This window comes from Bordetella pertussis 18323 (assembly GCF_000306945.1).
In the GTDB taxonomy this organism is placed as follows: Bacteria; Pseudomonadota; Gammaproteobacteria; order Burkholderiales; family Burkholderiaceae_B; genus Bordetella; species Bordetella pertussis.
This window is the reverse complement of sequence record NC_018518.1, coordinates 1,037,735-1,054,087: the sequence shown is the minus strand read 5'-3', so window position 1 is coordinate 1,054,087 and position 16,353 is coordinate 1,037,735. Positions and strand designations below refer to the sequence as shown.

Sequence of the window (16,353 nt, the reverse complement as noted above, 5' to 3'; positions counted from 1 at the left end):
CGTCCCCAAGCAAGGCAGTCACGTCACAACGCGAGGAGACAGAACCCATGAATGGACGATCGGTGACCTTGAAGACACTGGTTGCGGCGCTGGCCGGCCTGGCGGCCGGCACCGCGCACTCGGCCGGTTTCCAGTTGCTCGAACAGAACGCCAGCGGGCTGGGCAACGCCTACGCCGGCTCGGCGGCAAACCCGGAAAACGCCAGCATCATCTACTTCAATCCAGCCGGCATGACCTATCTGCCCGGCGTGAACGTGTCGGGCGGTGTCAACGCCATCTGGCCTTCGTTCAAATTCTCGGACAACGGCGACAGCCGCGACCCCACGCTGCTGGGCGGCGGCAGGCCCGCCGGCGGCAACGGCGGCGATGCCGGCAGCCTGGGCGTCGTGCCCAACGCCTACGTCTCATGGCAGGTGGCCGACCAGTGGTGGCTGGGCCTGGGCATGGGCGCGCCGTTCGGCCTGATGACCAAGTACGACAGCGGCTGGGCCGGCCAGTACCACTCCAACAAGTTCGACATCAAGACCATCAACATCAACCCGTCGATCGCGTACAAGGTCAACGACCGCTTCTCGATGGGCTTTGGCATCAACTGGCAGCGCATCGACGCCACCTACAAGAAGAAAACCGTGGTGCAGCCCGTGCCCGGGCTGCCCATGTTCACCAACGGCGACGCCACGCTGGACATGGACGGCGACGCCTGGGGCTGGAACGTGGGCTTCATGCTGCAGCCCACCGACGCCACCCGCGTCGGCCTGTCCTACCGTTCGCGCATCAAGCACACCGCCAGCGGCAACACGGACGTGGACAACATCGCCCTGCCGGGCGGGCGCAGCGCCTCGGCCTCGTACGACGCCAAGGCGTCGGTGGACCTGCCGGACTCGCTCATCCTGAGCGTGTCGCACCAGCTCAACGACCGCTGGGAGCTGCTGGGCGACATCTCCTGGACCGGCTGGAGCAGCATCCCCGAGCTGAAGATCAAGAACAAGAACGGCCCGACCGACGAGCTGCCGCTCAAGTTCCGCGACAGCTGGCGCGTGGCACTGGGCGCCAACTACCAGTTCGCGGCACAATGGAAGTGGAAGTTCGGCGTCGCCTTCGACCAGTCGCCGGTGCACGACGAGGCCGACCGACCTCGCTGCCCGACACCGACCGCTGGTGGTTCTCGACCGGCGTGCAGTACGCGCCGACCGACAACGTGACGGTCGATCTGGGCTATACCTATCTGTACCTGCGCGACACCGACATCGACACGACCTCGGGCAACCCGCTGACCAAGGGCCGTGTCGCCGGCACGTACAACAGCAAGGGCAATATCGTGGGCCTGCAGGTTTCGGCCCGCTTCTAGCAAAGGCCCGGCCCGCAAGACCACACCCCGGGGGCTCCGGCGCCCGGGGCCGCAACGACTGGAGGTTTCCTTGAGCAAGTTCGTCGTCAAACAAGCCGCCGTCCTGGGCGCCGGCGTCATGGGCGCGCAGATCGCGGCCCATCTTGCCAATGCCGGCGTGCCGGTCATGCTGTACGACCTGACCGCGCCGCAGGGCGAGCGCAACGCCGTGGTCCACAAGGCTCTGGCCGGCCTGCGCAAACTCGAGCCGGCCCCGCTGGCGCGCCCGGACCGCCTGGCGCTGATCACGCCCGCCAACTACGACGATGACCTGGAGCGGCTGGGCGGCTGCGACCTGGTCATCGAGGCCATCGCCGAGCGGCTGGACTGGAAGACCGATCTCTACCACCGCATCGCCGCCCACGTGGCGCCGCACGCCATCGTCGCCTCCAATACCTCGGGCCTGTCGATCGAAACCCTGGCCGGCGCCCTGCCCGAGGCGCTGCGGCCGCGCTTTTGCGGCATCCACTTCTTCAACCCGCCGCGCTACATGCGGCTGGTGGAAATCATCGCCACGCGCCACACGCGGCCCGAGGTCGTCGACCAGCTGGAGGGCTGGCTGACCTCGCGCCTGGGCAAGGGCGTCATCCGCGCCCTGGATACGCCCAACTTCGTGGCCAACCGCATCGGCGTGTTCTCCATCCTCGCGGCCATGCACCACACCCAGCGCCTGGGCCTGGGGTTCGACGAGGTCGACGCGCTGACCGGGCCGAAGATCGGCCGTCCCAAGAGCGCCACCTACCGCACCGCCGACGTGGTGGGCCTCGACACGCTGGCGCACGTGGTCGCCACCATGCGCGACAACCTGCCCGACGATCCGTGGCATGCGTACTTCGAACTGCCCGCCTGGCTGCAGGCCCTGATCGACCAGGGCGCGCTGGGCCAGAAAAGCGGCGCGGGCGTCTACCGCAAGGCCGGCAAGGAGATCCAGGTGCTGGACCCGGCCAGCGGCCAGTACCGGCCCTCGGCCGGCGCGCTGGCCGACGAGACCGCCGCCATCCTCAAGGAGCGCGATCCGGCCAGGCGCCTGGCGCAACTGCGCGCCAGCGCGCACCCGCAGGCGCAGTTCGTGTGGAGCCTGTTGCGCGACATTTTCCATTACAGCGCCTGCCAGCTCGCCGGCGTGGCCGACAACGCGCGCGACCTGGACCTGGCGATGCGCTGGGGGTTCGGCTGGGCCCAGGGCCCCTTCAAGACCTGGCAGGCGGCCGGCTGGCAGGACACCGCGCGCGCCATTGCCGAGGACATCGCCGCGGGCCGCGCCATGAGCGCCGCGCCCCTGCCGGACTGGGCCCTGGACAGCGGCCGCACCGGCGTGCACACGCCGCAGGGCTCGTACTCGGCGCGCGACGGCCAGCTGCGCCCGCGCTCGGCGCTGCCGGTGTACCGGCGCCAGCTGTTTCCCGAGAAGCTGGTCGGCGAGTCGCCCGCGCCGCGCGGCGAAGCCGTCTGGGAAGCGCCCGGCGTGCGCCTGTGGCGCCTGCCCGAGCAGGACGGCGGCATCGCCATCCTGTCGGTCACCTCGAAGATGCACACGATCGGCGAGGAAGTGCTCGACGGCATCCAGCAGGCCATCGCCCGCGCGGAGCGCGAATTCGACGCCCTGGTGATGTGGCACGACGCGCCGTTCGCCGTGGGCGCCAACCTGGAACAGGTCTACCAGGCCTGCGCGGCGGGCGAGTTCGAGCGCCTGGAAGCCACGGTCGAACAGTTCCAGCGCACCTCGCTGGCGCTGGCCCGCGCGCAGATCCCCACGGTGGTCGCGGTGCAGGGCATGGCGCTGGGCGGCGGCTGCGAGTTCATCATGCATGCCAGCCACCGCGTGCTCGCGCTGGAAAGCTACATCGGCCTGGTCGAGGCCGGCGTGGGCCTGATCCCCGCCGGCGGCGGCAGTAAGGCCCTGGCGGTGCGCGCCGCGCGCCTGGCCGCGGCCACCGCCACGCCGGCCGAGGTGTTTCCCTATCTGCAGCCCGTGTTCCAGAACATCGCCACCGCCCAGGTCACCAAGAGCGCCCTGCAGGCCATGGACATGGGCTACGCGCACGACGGCGACACGGTGGTGTTCCATCCGGACGAGCTGCTGTGGGTGGCGCTGCGCCAGGCGCGCGCCGCGGCCGACAGCGGCCACGCGCCGGCGCCCGCGCCGCGCGACATCCCGGTGGCCGGCCGCACCGGCATCGCCAACTTCGAGATGGTGCTGGTCAACATGCGCGAAGGCGGCATGATCAGCGCCCATGACTACCGCGTGGCGCGCAGCGCCGCCGTGGCCCTGTGCGGCGGCGAGGTCGAGGCCGGCACCCGCGTCGACGAGCAGTGGCTGCTGGCCGTGGAACGGCGCGAATTCATGGCGCTGCTGCGCACGCCCGAAACGCAGGCGCGCATCCGCCACACCCTGGACACCGGCAAACCGCTGCGCAACTGAGGATTCATCATGAGCAAACAGATTCAGGACGCCTACATCGTCGCCGCGACCCGCCTGCCGGTGGGCAAGCGCAATGGCGCCTACGCCACCACGCGCCCCGACGACATGCTGGCCGCGGTGCTGCAGGCCGCGCTGGCGCAGGTGCCCGCGCTGCTGCCCGAGCGCATCGACGACGTGATCACCGGCTGCGCCATGCCGGAGGCCGAACAGGGCATGAACGTCTCGCGCATCGGCCTGCTGCTTGCCGGCCTGCCGCAAAGCGTGGCCGGCGTCACCGTCAACCGCTTCTGCGCCTCGGGCCTGCAGGCGGTGGCCGATGCCGCCAACCGCATCCGGCTGGGCATGGCCGACGTGATGATAGGCGCCGGCACCGAATCGATGAGCGCCATGCCGCAGATCATGGGCAACAAGGTGGCGATGAACCCCGCCGTCTTCGCGCACGAGGAAAACCTCGGCATGGCGTTCGGCATGGGGCTGACCGGCGAAAAAGTCGCCGAGCAATGGAAAGTCTCGCGCGAGGACCAGGACGCCTTTTCGCTGTCCTCGCACCAGAAGGCCTGCGCCGCCATCGCCGCCGGCCACTTCAAGGCCGAGATCACGCCCTACCAGGTGCGCACGCACCTGGCCGGCGGACGCGATGGCGCCGTGCGCGTGGCCGAACGCTGGATCGAACAGGACGAAGGCCCGCGCCCCGACAGCACCGCCGAGGCGCTGGCCAGGCTGCGGCCGGTATTCGCCGCGCGCGGCAGCGTCACCGCCGGCAACAGCTCGCAGATGTCCGATGGCGCGGCCGCCGTCGTGCTGGTCTCCGAGCGCGTCCTGCGCGAGTACGGCCTGCAGCCGCTGGCGCGCTTCGTCGATTTCGCGGTGGCCGGCGTGCCGCCGGAGATCATGGGCATCGGCCCCAGGATGGCCATTCCCAAGGTGCTGGCGCGCAGCGGCATCGCCCAGCAGGACCTGGACTGGATCGAACTGAACGAAGCCTTCGCCGCGCAGTCGCTGGCGGTCATGCGCGACCTCGAACTCGATCCGGCCAAGGTCAACCCGCTGGGCGGGGCGATCGCGCTGGGCCACCCGCTGGGCGCGACCGGCGCCATCCGCACCGCCACCATCGTGCACGGCCTGCGCCGCACCGGCGGCAAGTACGGCATGGTCACCATGTGCATCGGCACCGGCATGGGCGCGGCCGGCATCTTCGAGGCGCTGTGAAGCTGCAGTGGATCGAACGCGTGCCGCCGCGCTGGCGGGCGCGCCTGTTGCGCGTGGGGTTCAACCTGCACCCCGCCTTCCGCGCCACCGGCGGGCGGGTGGTGGAGATCGCGGCCGACTTCCTGCACATCCGCATCAGGCTGCCGCTGGGCCGGCGCACCCGCAACATCGTCGGCTCGATGTATGGCGGATCGCTGTTCTCGGTGACCGACGGCGCGCACCCCACCATGCTGATGATGGCGCTGGGGCCCGGCGTCATCGTCTGGGACAAGGCCGCCACCATCCGCTACCGCAAGCCGGCCTACGCCACGCTGTATGCGGATTTCCGCATCGGCCGCGATGAAATCGCCGCGATTCGCGCCGAGCTGGCGCGCGATCACGAAACCACGCGCACCTATAGCGTGGCGCTGAGCGACCGCCATGGCGAGGTCTACGCGGTGGTGGAGCGCACGGTCTATATCGCCGACAAGGCCTTCTACAAGCGCAAGACGCAGGCCGGCGCGCCGGCGCGCACGCCGCTCGAACCGGCCCCGCCCGGCAACTAGGACCGCCCATGGAAAAAATCTGGCTGGCCAGCTATCCGACGGGCGTGGCGCCCGAGATCGACAGCGGCGCGCATGCCTCGCTGGCCGAGGTGATCGAAGACAGCTGCCGGACCTTTGCCGGCAAGACCGCCTATATCAGCCTGGGCCGCGCGCTGAGCTACGCCGGACTGGACCGCCGCTCGCGCGCCTTCGCCGCCTGGCTGCAGGCGCGCGGCCTGGGCAGGGGCGAGCGGGTCGCGCTGATGATGCCCAACCTGCTGCAATACCCCATCTGCCTGTTCGGCGCCTGGCGCGCCGGCTGCACGGTGGTCAGCTGCAATCCGCTCTACACGCCGCGCGAACTGGCGCACCAGCTGGCCGACTCCGGCGCGCGCGCCATCGTGGTGGCCGACAACTTCGCCGCCACTCTGCAACAGGCGCTGCCGCAGACCGCCCTCGAACACGTGGTCGTGACCTCCATCGGCGAACAGCTGGGCTAGTTGTGAAGATTCAATAGGTTGTATGCATGGTTCATCCGAACCGGATTTGAGAAACTGGAAATCGCCACCCCCCCAGTTCACTCAAGGAGCCCGGCCGGATGAACACCCATAAGCATGCCCGATTGACCTTCCTACGTCGACTCGAAATGGTCCAGCAATTGATCGCCCATCAAGTTTGTGTGCCTGAAGCGGCCCGCGCCTATGGGGTCACCGCGCCGACTGTGCGCAAATGGCTGGGCCGCTTCCTGGCTCAGGGCCAGGCGGGCTTGGCCGATGCGTCCTCGCGCCCGACGGTCTCGCCCCGAGCGATTGCGCCGGCCAAGGCGCTGGCTATCGTGGAGCTGCGCCGCAAGCGGCTGACCCAAGCGCGCATCGCTCAGGCGCTGGGCGTGTCAGCCAGCACCGTCAGCCGCGTCCTGGCCCGCGCCGGTCTGTCGCACCTGGCCGACCTGGAGCCGGCCGAGCCGGTGGTGCGCTACGAGCATCAGGCCCCCGGCGATCTGCTGCACATCGACATCAAGAAGCTGGGACGTATCCAGCGCCCTGGCCACCGGGTCACGGGCAACCGACGCGATACCGTTGAGGGGGCCGGCTGGGACTTCGTCTTCGTGGCCATCGATGACCACGCCCGCGTGGCCTTCACCGACATCCACCCCGACGAGCGCTTCCCCAGCGCCGTCCAGTTCCTCAAGGACGCAGTGGCCTACTACCAGCGCCTGGGCGTGACCATCCAGCGCTTGCTCACCGACAATGGCTCGGCCTTTCGCAGCCGCGCCTTCGCCGCGCTGTGCCATGAGCTGGGCATCAAGCACCGCTTTACCCGACCTTACCGCCCACAGACCAATGGCAAGGCCGAACGCTTCATCCAGTCGGCCTTGCGTGAGTGGGCTTACGCTCACACCTACCAGAACTCCCAACACCGAGCCGATGCCATGAAATCCTGGCTACACCACTACAACTGGCATCGACCCCACCAAGGCATCGGGCGCGCTGTACCCATCTCCAGACTCAACCTGGACAAATACAACCTATTGACAGTTCACAGCTAGCCGCGTCCACACGCAGTGATACCGTCGTCAACTCAAGGGGAAAATCATGAACGGTCGCAACCGCTACGCCCGATTGCTGGGCGCAACCTGCCTGACGCTGCTGGGCGCATCGGCCTGGGCACAGGACACCATCAAGATCGGCGAGATCAACAGCTACAAGTCGCAGCCCGCGTTTCTCGAACCCTACAAGAAGGGCATGCAGCTGGCGCTGGACGAGGTCAACGACGCGGGCGGCATCGCTGGCAAGAAGCTGGAGCTGGTGATCCGCGATGACAACGCCAACCCGGGCGAGGCGGTGCGCGCCGCCGAGGAACTGATCTCGCGCGAGCGCGTGGACATGCTGACCGGCTCGTTCCTGTCGCACATCGGCCTGGCGCTGACCGACTTCGCCAAGCAGAAGAAGGTGTTCTTCCTGGCCAGCGAGCCGCTGACCGACAAGATCGTCTGGCAGGACGGCAACCGCTATACCTACCGCCTGCGCACCTCGACCTACATGCAGGTGGCCATGCTGGTGCCCGAGGCGCTGAAGCTGAAGAAAAAGCGCTGGGCCATCGTCTATCCGAACTACGAATACGGTCAATCGGCCGTGGCCACCTTCAAGACCCTGATGAAGGCCGGCCAGCCCGACATCGAATTCGTCTCGGAACAGGCCGCGCCGCTGGGCAAGGTCGATGCCGGCAGCGTGGTGCAGGCGCTGGCCGACTCCAAGCCCGACGCGATCTTCAACGTGCTGTTCGCCGCCGACGTGACCAAGTTCGTGCGCGAGGGCACCACGCGCGGCCTGTTCAAGGACCGGCCGGTGGTCAGCGTGCTGACCGGCGAGCCGGAGTACCTCGATACCTTCCGCGACGAGACGCCGGCCGGCTGGATCGTCACCGGCTATCCGTGGCAGTTCATCGAAACCCCCGAGCACCAGGCCTTCCTGAAGGCCTACCAGGCCAAGTTCAAGGACTATCCGCGCCTGGGTTCGGTGGTGGGCTACAGCGCCATCAAATCGCTGGCCGAGGGCATCAAGCGCGCCGGCGGCAAGACCGACACCGAGTCCATGATCAAGGCGTTCGCGGGCCTGAAGCTGACCATCCCGTTCGGTCCGATCGAATACCGCACGCTGGACAACCAGTCCACCATGGGGGCCTACGTGGGCAAGCTGGCGTCCAAGGACGGCAAGGGCGTGATGGTCGATTTCCGCTATGTCGACGGCGCCGCCGCCCAGCCTTCGGACGAGGAAGTGCGCAAGTTGCGCAAGGCCGATTGATCCACGCGCGGCGCGTCCGTGTCGCGGGCGCGCCGTCGCGGGCGGGATGCATCGTCGCGACGATGCGTGATTTCCTAGAGGTATCGCGGTTATGGATCTGACAGGTTTTCTGGCCCAGCTGCTCAACGGGCTGGCCGAGGCATCGTCGCTGTTCCTGGTGGCGGCGGGGCTTTCGCTGATTTTCGGCGTGACGCGCATCGTCAATTTCGCGCACGGCTCGCTCTACATGCTGGGCGTGTACGTGGCGTATTCGATCGTCGAGCGCGTGGGCGGCACCGCGCTGGGCTTCTGGTTCGGCCTGGTGGCCGCGTCGTTGGCCGTCGGCGTGGTGGGCGCGGCGATCGAGGTCGTGCTGTTGCGCCGCATCTATCGCGCGCCGGAGCTGTTCCAGTTGCTGGCGACCTTCGCCCTGGTGCTGGTCATCAACGACGCCGCGCTGTGGATCTGGGGCGCCGAGGATCTGCTGGGGCGGCGCGCGCCGGGCCTGACCGGCGCGATCGACCTGCTGGGCCGCCGGTATCCGGTCTACAACCTGGTGCTGATCGTGGTCGGGCCGGTGGTGCTGGGGCTGCTCTGGCTGCTGCTGACGCGCACGCGCTGGGGCACCCTGGTGCGCGCGGCCACGCAGGACCGCGAGATGCTCGGCGCGCTGGGCGTGAACCAGGCCTGGCTGTTCACCGGCGTGTTCGCGCTGGGCGCCATGCTGGCCGGGCTGGGCGGCGCGCTGCAGCTGCCGCGCGAGCCGGCCAGCCTGAGCCTGGACCTGCGCACCATCGGCGATGCGTTCGTCATCGTGGTGGTGGGCGGCATGGGATCGATTCCGGGGGCCTATGTGGCCGCGCTCATCATCGCCGAGATCAAGGCGCTGTGCATCGGCCTGGGCACCGTGACCCTGCTGGGCTTGAGCATTTCGTTTTCCAAGCTGACGCTGGTGGTGGAGTTCGCCTTCATGGCGCTGGTGCTGGTGTTCCGCCCCTGGGGCCTGTTCGGACGCCCGCAGGGCGCCAGCCGCAACTCGGCGCCCATCGAGGCGCCGCTGCGGCCGGCCGCGCCGCGCCTGCGCATCCTGTGGGGCGTCCTGCTGGCCTCCCTGGCGGTGCTGCCGCTGCTGGCGCAGTGGCTTCCGTACGCGGTGGTGCTGACGCAGGACATCCTGATCGCCGTGCTGTTCGCCGTTAGCCTGCATTTCATGATGGGGCCGGGCGGCATGCATTCGTTCGGCCACGCGGCGTACTTCGGGCTGGGCGCGTACGGCGCGGCCTTGCTGCTGAAGGCCGCCTCGCTGCCCATGGAGGCCGCGCTGGCCTTCGCGCCGCTGGTGGCCGCGCTGGGCGCGCTGGTCTTCGGCTGGTTCTGCGTGCGCCTGTCGGGCGTCTATCTGGCCATGCTGACCCTGGCGTTCTCGCAGATCGTCTGGTCGGTGGTGTTCCAGTGGGACGACTTCACCGGCGGCTCCAACGGCATGATCGGCGTCTGGCCGGCCGAGTGGCTGTCCGGCACCGCCTACTACTATCTGGCGCTGGCGGTGGTCGCGGCCGCCGTGCTGGGCCTGCGGCGCGTGCTGTTCTCGCCATTCGGCTACGCAATGCGCGCCGGGCGCGATTCCAGCCTGCGCGCCGACGCCATCGGCATCGACGTCAAGCGGGTGCAGTGGGCGGCTTTCGTGGTGGCCGGCGCGTTCGGCGGGCTGGCCGGAGCGCTGTATGCGTTTTCCAAGGGCAGCATTTCGCCCGACACCATGGCGGTCAGCAAATCGGTGGACGGCCTGGTGATGGTGCTGCTGGGCGGCATCCAGACCCTGATCGGCCCGATGGTGGGCGCGACGGCGTTCAACGTGCTGCAGGATTACATCATGCGCGCCACCGAGTACTGGCGCGCGCTGTTCGGCGGCGTCATCCTCCTGCTGGTGCTGGTGTTCCCGCAAGGGATCGCGGGATTCTGCCGGCAGGCGGGGCAATGGTGGAGCGCGCGCGCCGGCAAGGACCGGCCGCCGCGCAAGGGCGGCGCCTTCATCGGCGGACCGCGGGAGAAGCAGGCATGAGTCTGTTGCAGGTCAGGAATCTCAGCAAGGCGTTCGGCGGCGTGCGGGCCGTCGATGACATCAGCTTCGATCTGGCGGCCGGCGAGCTGCTGGCATTGATCGGCCCCAACGGCGCGGGCAAGTCCACCACCTTCAACATGGTGGGCGGGCAGCTGCCGGCCACCACGGGCTCGGTCAGGCTGGACGGCCACGAACTGGTGGGCATGCGGCCGCGCGACATCTGGCGCCTGGGCGTGGGCCGCACCTTCCAGATCGCGGCGACCTTCGCGTCGCTGACGGTGGTCGAGAACGTGCAGATGGCGCTGCTGTCGCACCATCGCCGCATCTTTTCGTTCGGTTCGCTGGCGGCGCGCCAGTACCGCGAGCCGGCGCTGGCGCTGCTCGAACAGGTGGGCATGCGCGACCAGGCCGAACGGCCCTGCAGCGAGCTGGCCTATGGCGACGTCAAGCGGGTCGAGCTGGCCATGGGGCTGGCCAACGATCCCAAGCTGCTGCTGATGGACGAGCCCACCGCCGGCATGGCGCCGCAGGAGCGCAATGCGCTGATGGCCCTGACCAAGCGGCTGGTGGTCGATCGGGGCATGGCGGTGCTGTTCACCGAGCACAGCATGGACGTGGTGTTCGCGTACGCGGACCGCATGATCGTGCTGGCGCGCGACCGCCTCATCGCCGAGGGGGGCGCGCAGGAGATCCGCAACCATCCCAAGGTGCAGGAAGTGTATTTCGGCACCGGCAAGACCTTCGAGAAACATTCCGCCGGAGCCGTAGCATGAGCACAGTCGCCGAGCCTACCCGCGCCGCCGCCGCCACGCAGGCGCCCGCGCTGCTGCGCGTGGCGGGGCTGAATGCCTGGTATGGCGCCGCCCATATCCTGTTCGACGTGGACCTGGAGGTGCGGCGCGGCGAAGTGGTGGCGCTGATGGGGCGCAACGGCGCGGGCAAGTCCACCACGTTCAAGGCCGTCATGGGCCTGCTGGCCAAGCGGCGCGGCGCGGTGGAGTTCATGGGCCGCGATATCGCCGGCCTGCAGCCGTTCGAGATCGCGCGGCTGGGCCTGGGTTTCGTGCCCGAGGACCGGCGCGTGTTCACCGACCTCACGGTCACCGAGAACCTGGAGGTGGGCCGCCAGCCGGCGCGGCGCTGGCCGGACGGCAGCGCCGCGCCGAACTGGCAGCCGGGCGCGCTGTATGAGCTGTTTCCCAACCTGGGCGCCATGCAGGACCGCCCGGGCGGGCAGATGAGCGGCGGCGAGCAGCAGATGCTGACGGTGGCCCGCACGCTGATGGGCAACCCTTTCCTGGTGTTGCTGGACGAGCCCTCCGAGGGGGTGGCGCCCGTCATCGTCGAGCAGATGGCCGGCATGATCCTGGCGCTGAAGGCGCAGGGCGCCAGCATCCTGCTGTCGGAGCAGAACGTGCATTTCGCCGAACTGGTTTCCGATCGCGTCTATGTGCTGGAGAAGGGCCAGATCCGCTACAGCGGGTCGATGGCCGAACTGGCCGACAACGAGGAAGTGCGCCGCGCCTACCTGACGGTGTGAGCGCTGCCTGGCGCCGGCAACAGGCGCCTGTCCCGACATACAGGGTGTGCCTGTCCCCCGCCGGGACAGGCACAGTGCCGTACACCATCGACGCTTGACCGCCAGGACGGTATCTGTCCCGGTTGGGACAGGCACCTGTTGCCGGCGGCTCTGTTCATTCCTGCCGCGACAGCTCCCGCACCCGTTGCGCGACGTCCTGCCAGGCGGGCTCGCCCGGCGCGAAGCGGGCGCGCATGTATTGCACCAGTTCGGCGATCTGTCCGGCGTCCAGGCTGTCGCCGAAGGCGGGCATGTAGCCCAGCTGGCCGTTGGCGGGCTCGACGATGCCGTGCAGGATGACCTGGATCAGGTTGTCGGGGCGCGCGCTGTGCAGATTGGTGTTGAGCGCCAGCGACGGCCGCACGCCGAATTGCGGCGCGGTATGGCGCGTTTCGTGGCAGACGGCGCACGCGCCCTGGAACAGGCGCTCGCCGTTCGGCGGTAGCAGGCGCGCGCCGGGTTCGCTGGCGCGCTCCAGTGCCTGCACCGCGGCTTCGACGCCGGCGCTGTCGGCGGCCGGGCTCAGCGACGACAGGTAGTGCGCCATGGCGCGCACGTCCGCATCCTTGGCGCATGGCGCGCTCGAACGCCGCATACGACCATTGCCCGATGCCGGTCGCGACGTCGGGCGTGATGTTGGTGGTGTAGATGGCGCCGAACGGGGTGTCCAGCGCCAGCCCGCCGGCATTGGGCGCGCCGCCCGGCGCGGTGTGGCACACCACGCAGTCGCCGGCGGCGGCCACCAGCCGGCCGCGTTCGATCGCCGCGGCCGAATACAGGCCGGGTTCGGGCCCGGCGACGGGCGCGATGGCCGGACGCCACGGCCAGGCGGCGACCACCAGCCCGGCCGCCGCGGCGGCAATGCCGCCCAGCCAGGCGTAGGCGCCACGATTGCCGCGGCGCGCCTGCGCGCCGTTGAAGGGCGGCTCGCGCAGGCGGATGCCGGTGGCGTCGAAAATCGCATTGGCCACCGCGGCCGCGGCAGGCAGCGATGCGGTGTCGGACCAGGCCAGCGCGGTCGGCGTGGCCAGCGCGCTGGCCGGACGCACGACCTCCGGTGTCGGCAGCTGGCCGGCGATCGGCGCGGCGGGGACGCTCCAGTCGTCGTAGACGGCCGGCGGGCCGAGCAGGCGGCTCGCGGTATCGCGCAGATGCTGTTCGATGCGCGGCGCGTCCTGGCCGGGCGCGGCCGTCGCTTCGAGGTCGTGGCCGACCACCACGCGGGTTAGCGCGACGCCGCCGCTGTCGGGGTCGACCGACACGTCGGCCACCCAGGCCGACCAGCTGCGCAGCGGCGGGTCGACGCTGTCGTCGATGACGCTGGCATAGGCGAAGCCGCGTCCGCCGCGCCCGGATGCCTGCCAGCCGGCCTGCTGCGCGACTTGCCGGATCAGCGCCGCGCCGCGCGCGTCGTCCAGGTGGCGCAGCCGGTATTCGACCGGATCGACGCCGGCGCGGATCGCGGCCTCGTCGAGAAACGACTCCAGCGCGAACACCTGGGCCGCGCGCTGCCCGGGCAGGCGGGCCGCGCCGGGCGGCAAGGTGCCCTGGCTGTCGGCGGCCAGCCGGACGGCGCCAAAGCGGTAGGGCGGGGCATCGGCGGGCGCGGCGCCCGCGCCGCCGGCCAGCAGGCGGGCCAGGCTGGGGCGGGCCAGGCCGGCGCCGTCGTGGCGGATGCGCAGCGCGGCAATGCCGCCTTGCGCGTCGAAGTCCGCACCCAGCCGGATCGCGCCGCTGGCCGGCGCGGGCCATGCCATCGGACTGCCGGCCACGCGCACCGGCTGGCCCACCGCGCGCGACAGCAGCGCCGCGTCGGCGGCCGTGTCGAGGGCCGCGAGGTCGGCGGCCTGCCCGGGCGGGACGCCATAGGCCAGCACGCGCACCGCATCCGGCGGCAGGTCCAGCAAGGCGGCCAGTTCGCGCCGCAGCGCCGGCGCGGCGGCCGCCGTCCACACGGTCAGCGTGCCCTCGCGCCACCAGGCCAGCGCCCAGGTCGACATGCCGTGGCTGTCCGCCGCCGGCCAGCGGTAGCGCTGCTCGAGCGCCATCGGCGCGCCGGCATCGGCGGGGCCGTGTTGCCACAGCGGATGGGCGTCGGCGCCCGGCGGGGTGGCGCGCCACTGTACCGGCAGCCGCGCGGCGGCCTGCTGCGCCAGCTCCGGCCGGGTGGCGACGATGCCGACGAAGTCGCGCGCCACGAGCACGCGCACGATGCCGGGCAAGCCTTGCAGGGCGCTGTCGTCGACGTGGGCGGCGCGCGGGCCGGTATAGCGTTCGCCGTTCCAGCTGGCGCGCGGGGGGCGCAGCACCAGGCCGGCCAGCACCCCGGCGGCCGGCGGCGCCAGGTCGGCGCTGCCGGCCGGCATGGCGGCCATGGGGGCGGCGTCCGGCGGGCCGGCGCGGCTCATGCCTGTCGCGCGGCCCACAGGCGCGCCGCGCGGCGCACCGCCGCCATGATTTCGATATGGGTGCCGCAGCGGCACAGGTGGTACTGCAGCTCGCGGCGGATCTCCTCGTCGGTCGGCGCGGCATTGCGCAGCAGCAGCGCCTGGGTGGCGATGATCATGCCGTTGAGGCAGTACCCGCATTGCGCGGCCTGCTCGTCGATGAAGGCCTGCTGCACCGGGCCGGGCGCCTTCGGCGTGCCCAGCCCTTCGAGGGTGGTGATGGCGTGCCCGGCCGCGCCGCGCACGGGTATCGTGCAGGCGCGCGCGGCCACGCCGTCGATCAGGACGGCGCACGCGCCGCATTCGCCCAGTCCGCAGCCGAACTTGGGCCCGTTCAGGCACAGGTCGTTGCGCAGGATGTAAAGCAGCGGGGTGTCGGGGTCCGCCGTCACCGTGTGGCGGCTGGCGTTGACCTCGAGCGTGAAGTCGCGAGTGGCTGCAAGCATGGCGATACGGCAAACCTCGATGCGGCGCGGCAAGCTGCGCAGGTTATCCGGACTGGGCGCCGCGCGGCCAGGGGGATAACCCCTGGTGGCGCGCCGGCGGCCGGCGGCCTCAGGCCGCCGCGCGCCGGCCTTCGACCAGCGGCTCGGCGTACACGTCGTAGCCGAAGCACCAGTCCGGGTTTTCGTTGGTGCGCAGCCATGTATTGTCGTGCGATACCCGTTGCACGCGGCTGGCGCGTTCGGCGCGGTTGTCCTCGTACAGGCGGAAGGCGGCGGCATGGTCCTGCAGCCCGGTCTGCTCGAAGATGCGCGTCAGCATGGCGGCGTCCTCGATCGCCATGGCCGCGCCTTGCGCCATGTGCGGCTTCATCGGGTGGCAGGCGTCGCCCAGCAGCACGATGCGGCCGCGGCTCCACAGCGGCAGCGGATCGCGTTCGAGCAGGGGCCATTTGGAAACCTCGGGCGTGGCCTCGATGAGCGCCTGCACGGTCGGATGCCAGCCGGCGAAGGCTGCGCGCATTTCCTCCTTGCTGCTGGGCACCCAGCTCTTGCCCATGTCCCATTGCTGTTCGGGCACGCCGGTCACGTAATAGATCTCATCGCGCTTGCCGGTGACGAAGTAAACCATCATATGGCGATCGTCCGACCACCACTTGACGCACATGTCGAAAGGCAGCGAGCCGCTGTCCAGCGGCGTGGGGAACACCGCGCGGTGCGCCACGTAGCCGGTGTACTTGGGCAGCTCGGCGCCCAGCAGGTGTTCGCGCAGCCGGGAATTGACGCCGTCGGCGCCGATCACGATCTCGGCTTCCTCGACCGAGCCGTCGGCGAAATGCAGGCGCACCACGTCGTCGTCCTCGTCCACGCGCGTCAGGCGCTTGTTGAACTGCAGCAGGCCCGCCGGCAGGGCGGCGGTCATCAGGGCATGGAAGTCGCCGCGGTGCACCGTCAGGTACGTGGCGCCGTAATGCGAGACCGCGTAGTCGCCCAGCGGAATGCGGGCCAGCTCCGCGCCGGTCTGCCAGTCGCGGCTGTACCAGTAGTCCGGATGCGAGCCCTGGCGGTTGAGCTCGTCCTCGATGCCGATGCGCCGCATGATCTTCATCACGTTGGGGCCGAGATGGATGCCTGCCCCCAGGCGGGAGAAGGCCGGCGCCTGCTCGTACAGGCGTACATTGAAGCCGGCGCGCGCCATGAGCGCCGCGCCCGCGGTACCGCCGAGACCGGCGCCGATGACAGCGATTCTGGGTTTGCCTTGCACGGTGTTTCTCCTGGAGTGAGGCGTGAAGCGGGCCTGCGGTGCTCATGAAAATAAAGTGTACACACTCAAAAATGGCAAGTAAACAGGGAATTGCCAGGCGGTTCGTTCGATGCTGTCCGATATGGCGGTAGTTTGCAGCAATCTGTTGTCTATATGGAACTTTTATGCGGGTTTTCCCTTGGGTTGATGATTCGGAAAGGCGTGATCCGAACTATTGCCACGCCGTGGCATAG

10 protein-coding genes and 3 pseudogenes are annotated in these 16,353 nt (G+C 69.8%); 10 read left to right on the top strand and 3 right to left on the bottom strand.

Annotation, left to right across the window (positions count from 1 at the left end):
- Nucleotides 1–47: 47 nt before the first annotated feature.
- The 10 genes and pseudogenes from BN118_RS05005 (at nt 48) to BN118_RS04960 (ending at nt 11,927) form a co-directional block, all read left to right on the top strand.
- Nucleotides 48–1,348 (top strand): annotated as a pseudogene (locus BN118_RS05005) (OmpP1/FadL family transporter).
- Between the two features lie 70 nt (nt 1,349–1,418).
- Nucleotides 1,419–3,809: a 3-hydroxyacyl-CoA dehydrogenase/enoyl-CoA hydratase family protein gene (locus BN118_RS05000; RefSeq protein ID WP_014905581.1), complete on the top strand. Its 2,391-nt coding sequence runs from the start codon at nt 1,419–1,421 to the stop codon at nt 3,807–3,809.
- 9 nt (nt 3,810–3,818) lie between these two features.
- Nucleotides 3,819–5,018: an acetyl-CoA C-acyltransferase gene (locus tag BN118_RS04995; RefSeq protein WP_003820178.1), complete on the top strand. Its 1,200-nt coding sequence runs from the start codon at nt 3,819–3,821 to the stop codon at nt 5,016–5,018.
- Entirely contained in the window at nt 5,015–5,563 is a 549-nt protein-coding gene (locus tag BN118_RS04990) for a PaaI family thioesterase (RefSeq protein ID WP_003820177.1), read from the top strand. Before BN118_RS04995 ends, BN118_RS04990 begins: the two co-directional genes overlap by 4 nt.
- An 8-nt stretch (nt 5,564–5,571) precedes the next feature.
- Nucleotides 5,572–6,039: pseudogene (locus tag BN118_RS04985) on the top strand (AMP-binding protein); the annotation flags it as partial.
- A 101-nt stretch (nt 6,040–6,140) separates the two neighbouring features.
- On the top strand, nt 6,141–7,091 hold the full coding sequence (locus tag BN118_RS04980) for an IS481-like element IS481 family transposase (RefSeq protein WP_010929577.1): 951 nt from the start codon (nt 6,141–6,143) through the stop codon (nt 7,089–7,091).
- 46 nt (nt 7,092–7,137) lie between these two features.
- Nucleotides 7,138–8,346: an ABC transporter substrate-binding protein gene (locus tag BN118_RS04975; protein WP_010930653.1), complete on the top strand. Its 1,209-nt coding sequence runs from the start codon at nt 7,138–7,140 to the stop codon at nt 8,344–8,346.
- A 91-nt stretch (nt 8,347–8,437) separates the two neighbouring features.
- A complete protein-coding gene (locus BN118_RS04970; RefSeq protein ID WP_014905580.1) occupies nt 8,438–10,387 on the top strand; it encodes an ABC transporter permease in 1,950 nt (649 codons plus the stop codon).
- Nucleotides 10,384–11,160 (top strand): ABC transporter ATP-binding protein, encoded by a 777-nt coding sequence (locus BN118_RS04965; protein ID WP_014905579.1) that lies wholly within the window; start codon nt 10,384–10,386, stop codon nt 11,158–11,160. The genes BN118_RS04970 and BN118_RS04965 overlap by 4 nt, the downstream gene beginning before the upstream one ends.
- Entirely contained in the window at nt 11,157–11,927 is a 771-nt protein-coding gene (locus BN118_RS04960; protein ID WP_003810083.1) for an ABC transporter ATP-binding protein, read from the top strand. Before BN118_RS04965 ends, BN118_RS04960 begins: the two co-directional genes overlap by 4 nt.
- Nucleotides 11,928–12,081: 154 nt before the next feature.
- Here the strand turns inward: BN118_RS04960 and BN118_RS21325 are convergent.
- From BN118_RS21325 to BN118_RS04945, 3 genes and pseudogenes are all read right to left on the bottom strand, one after another.
- Nucleotides 12,082–14,374 (bottom strand): annotated as a pseudogene (locus BN118_RS21325) (c-type cytochrome).
- Nucleotides 14,371–14,859, bottom strand: a complete 489-nt coding sequence (locus BN118_RS04950) for a (2Fe-2S)-binding protein (RefSeq protein ID WP_041166139.1) — start codon at nt 14,857–14,859, stop codon at nt 14,371–14,373. The pseudogene BN118_RS21325 and the gene BN118_RS04950 overlap by 4 nt, the downstream one beginning before the upstream one ends.
- A gap of 109 nt (nt 14,860–14,968) precedes the next feature.
- Nucleotides 14,969–16,120: an FAD-dependent monooxygenase gene (locus BN118_RS04945; protein ID WP_014905577.1), complete on the bottom strand. Its 1,152-nt coding sequence runs from the start codon at nt 16,118–16,120 to the stop codon at nt 14,969–14,971.
- Nucleotides 16,121–16,353: the final 233 nt, after the last annotated feature.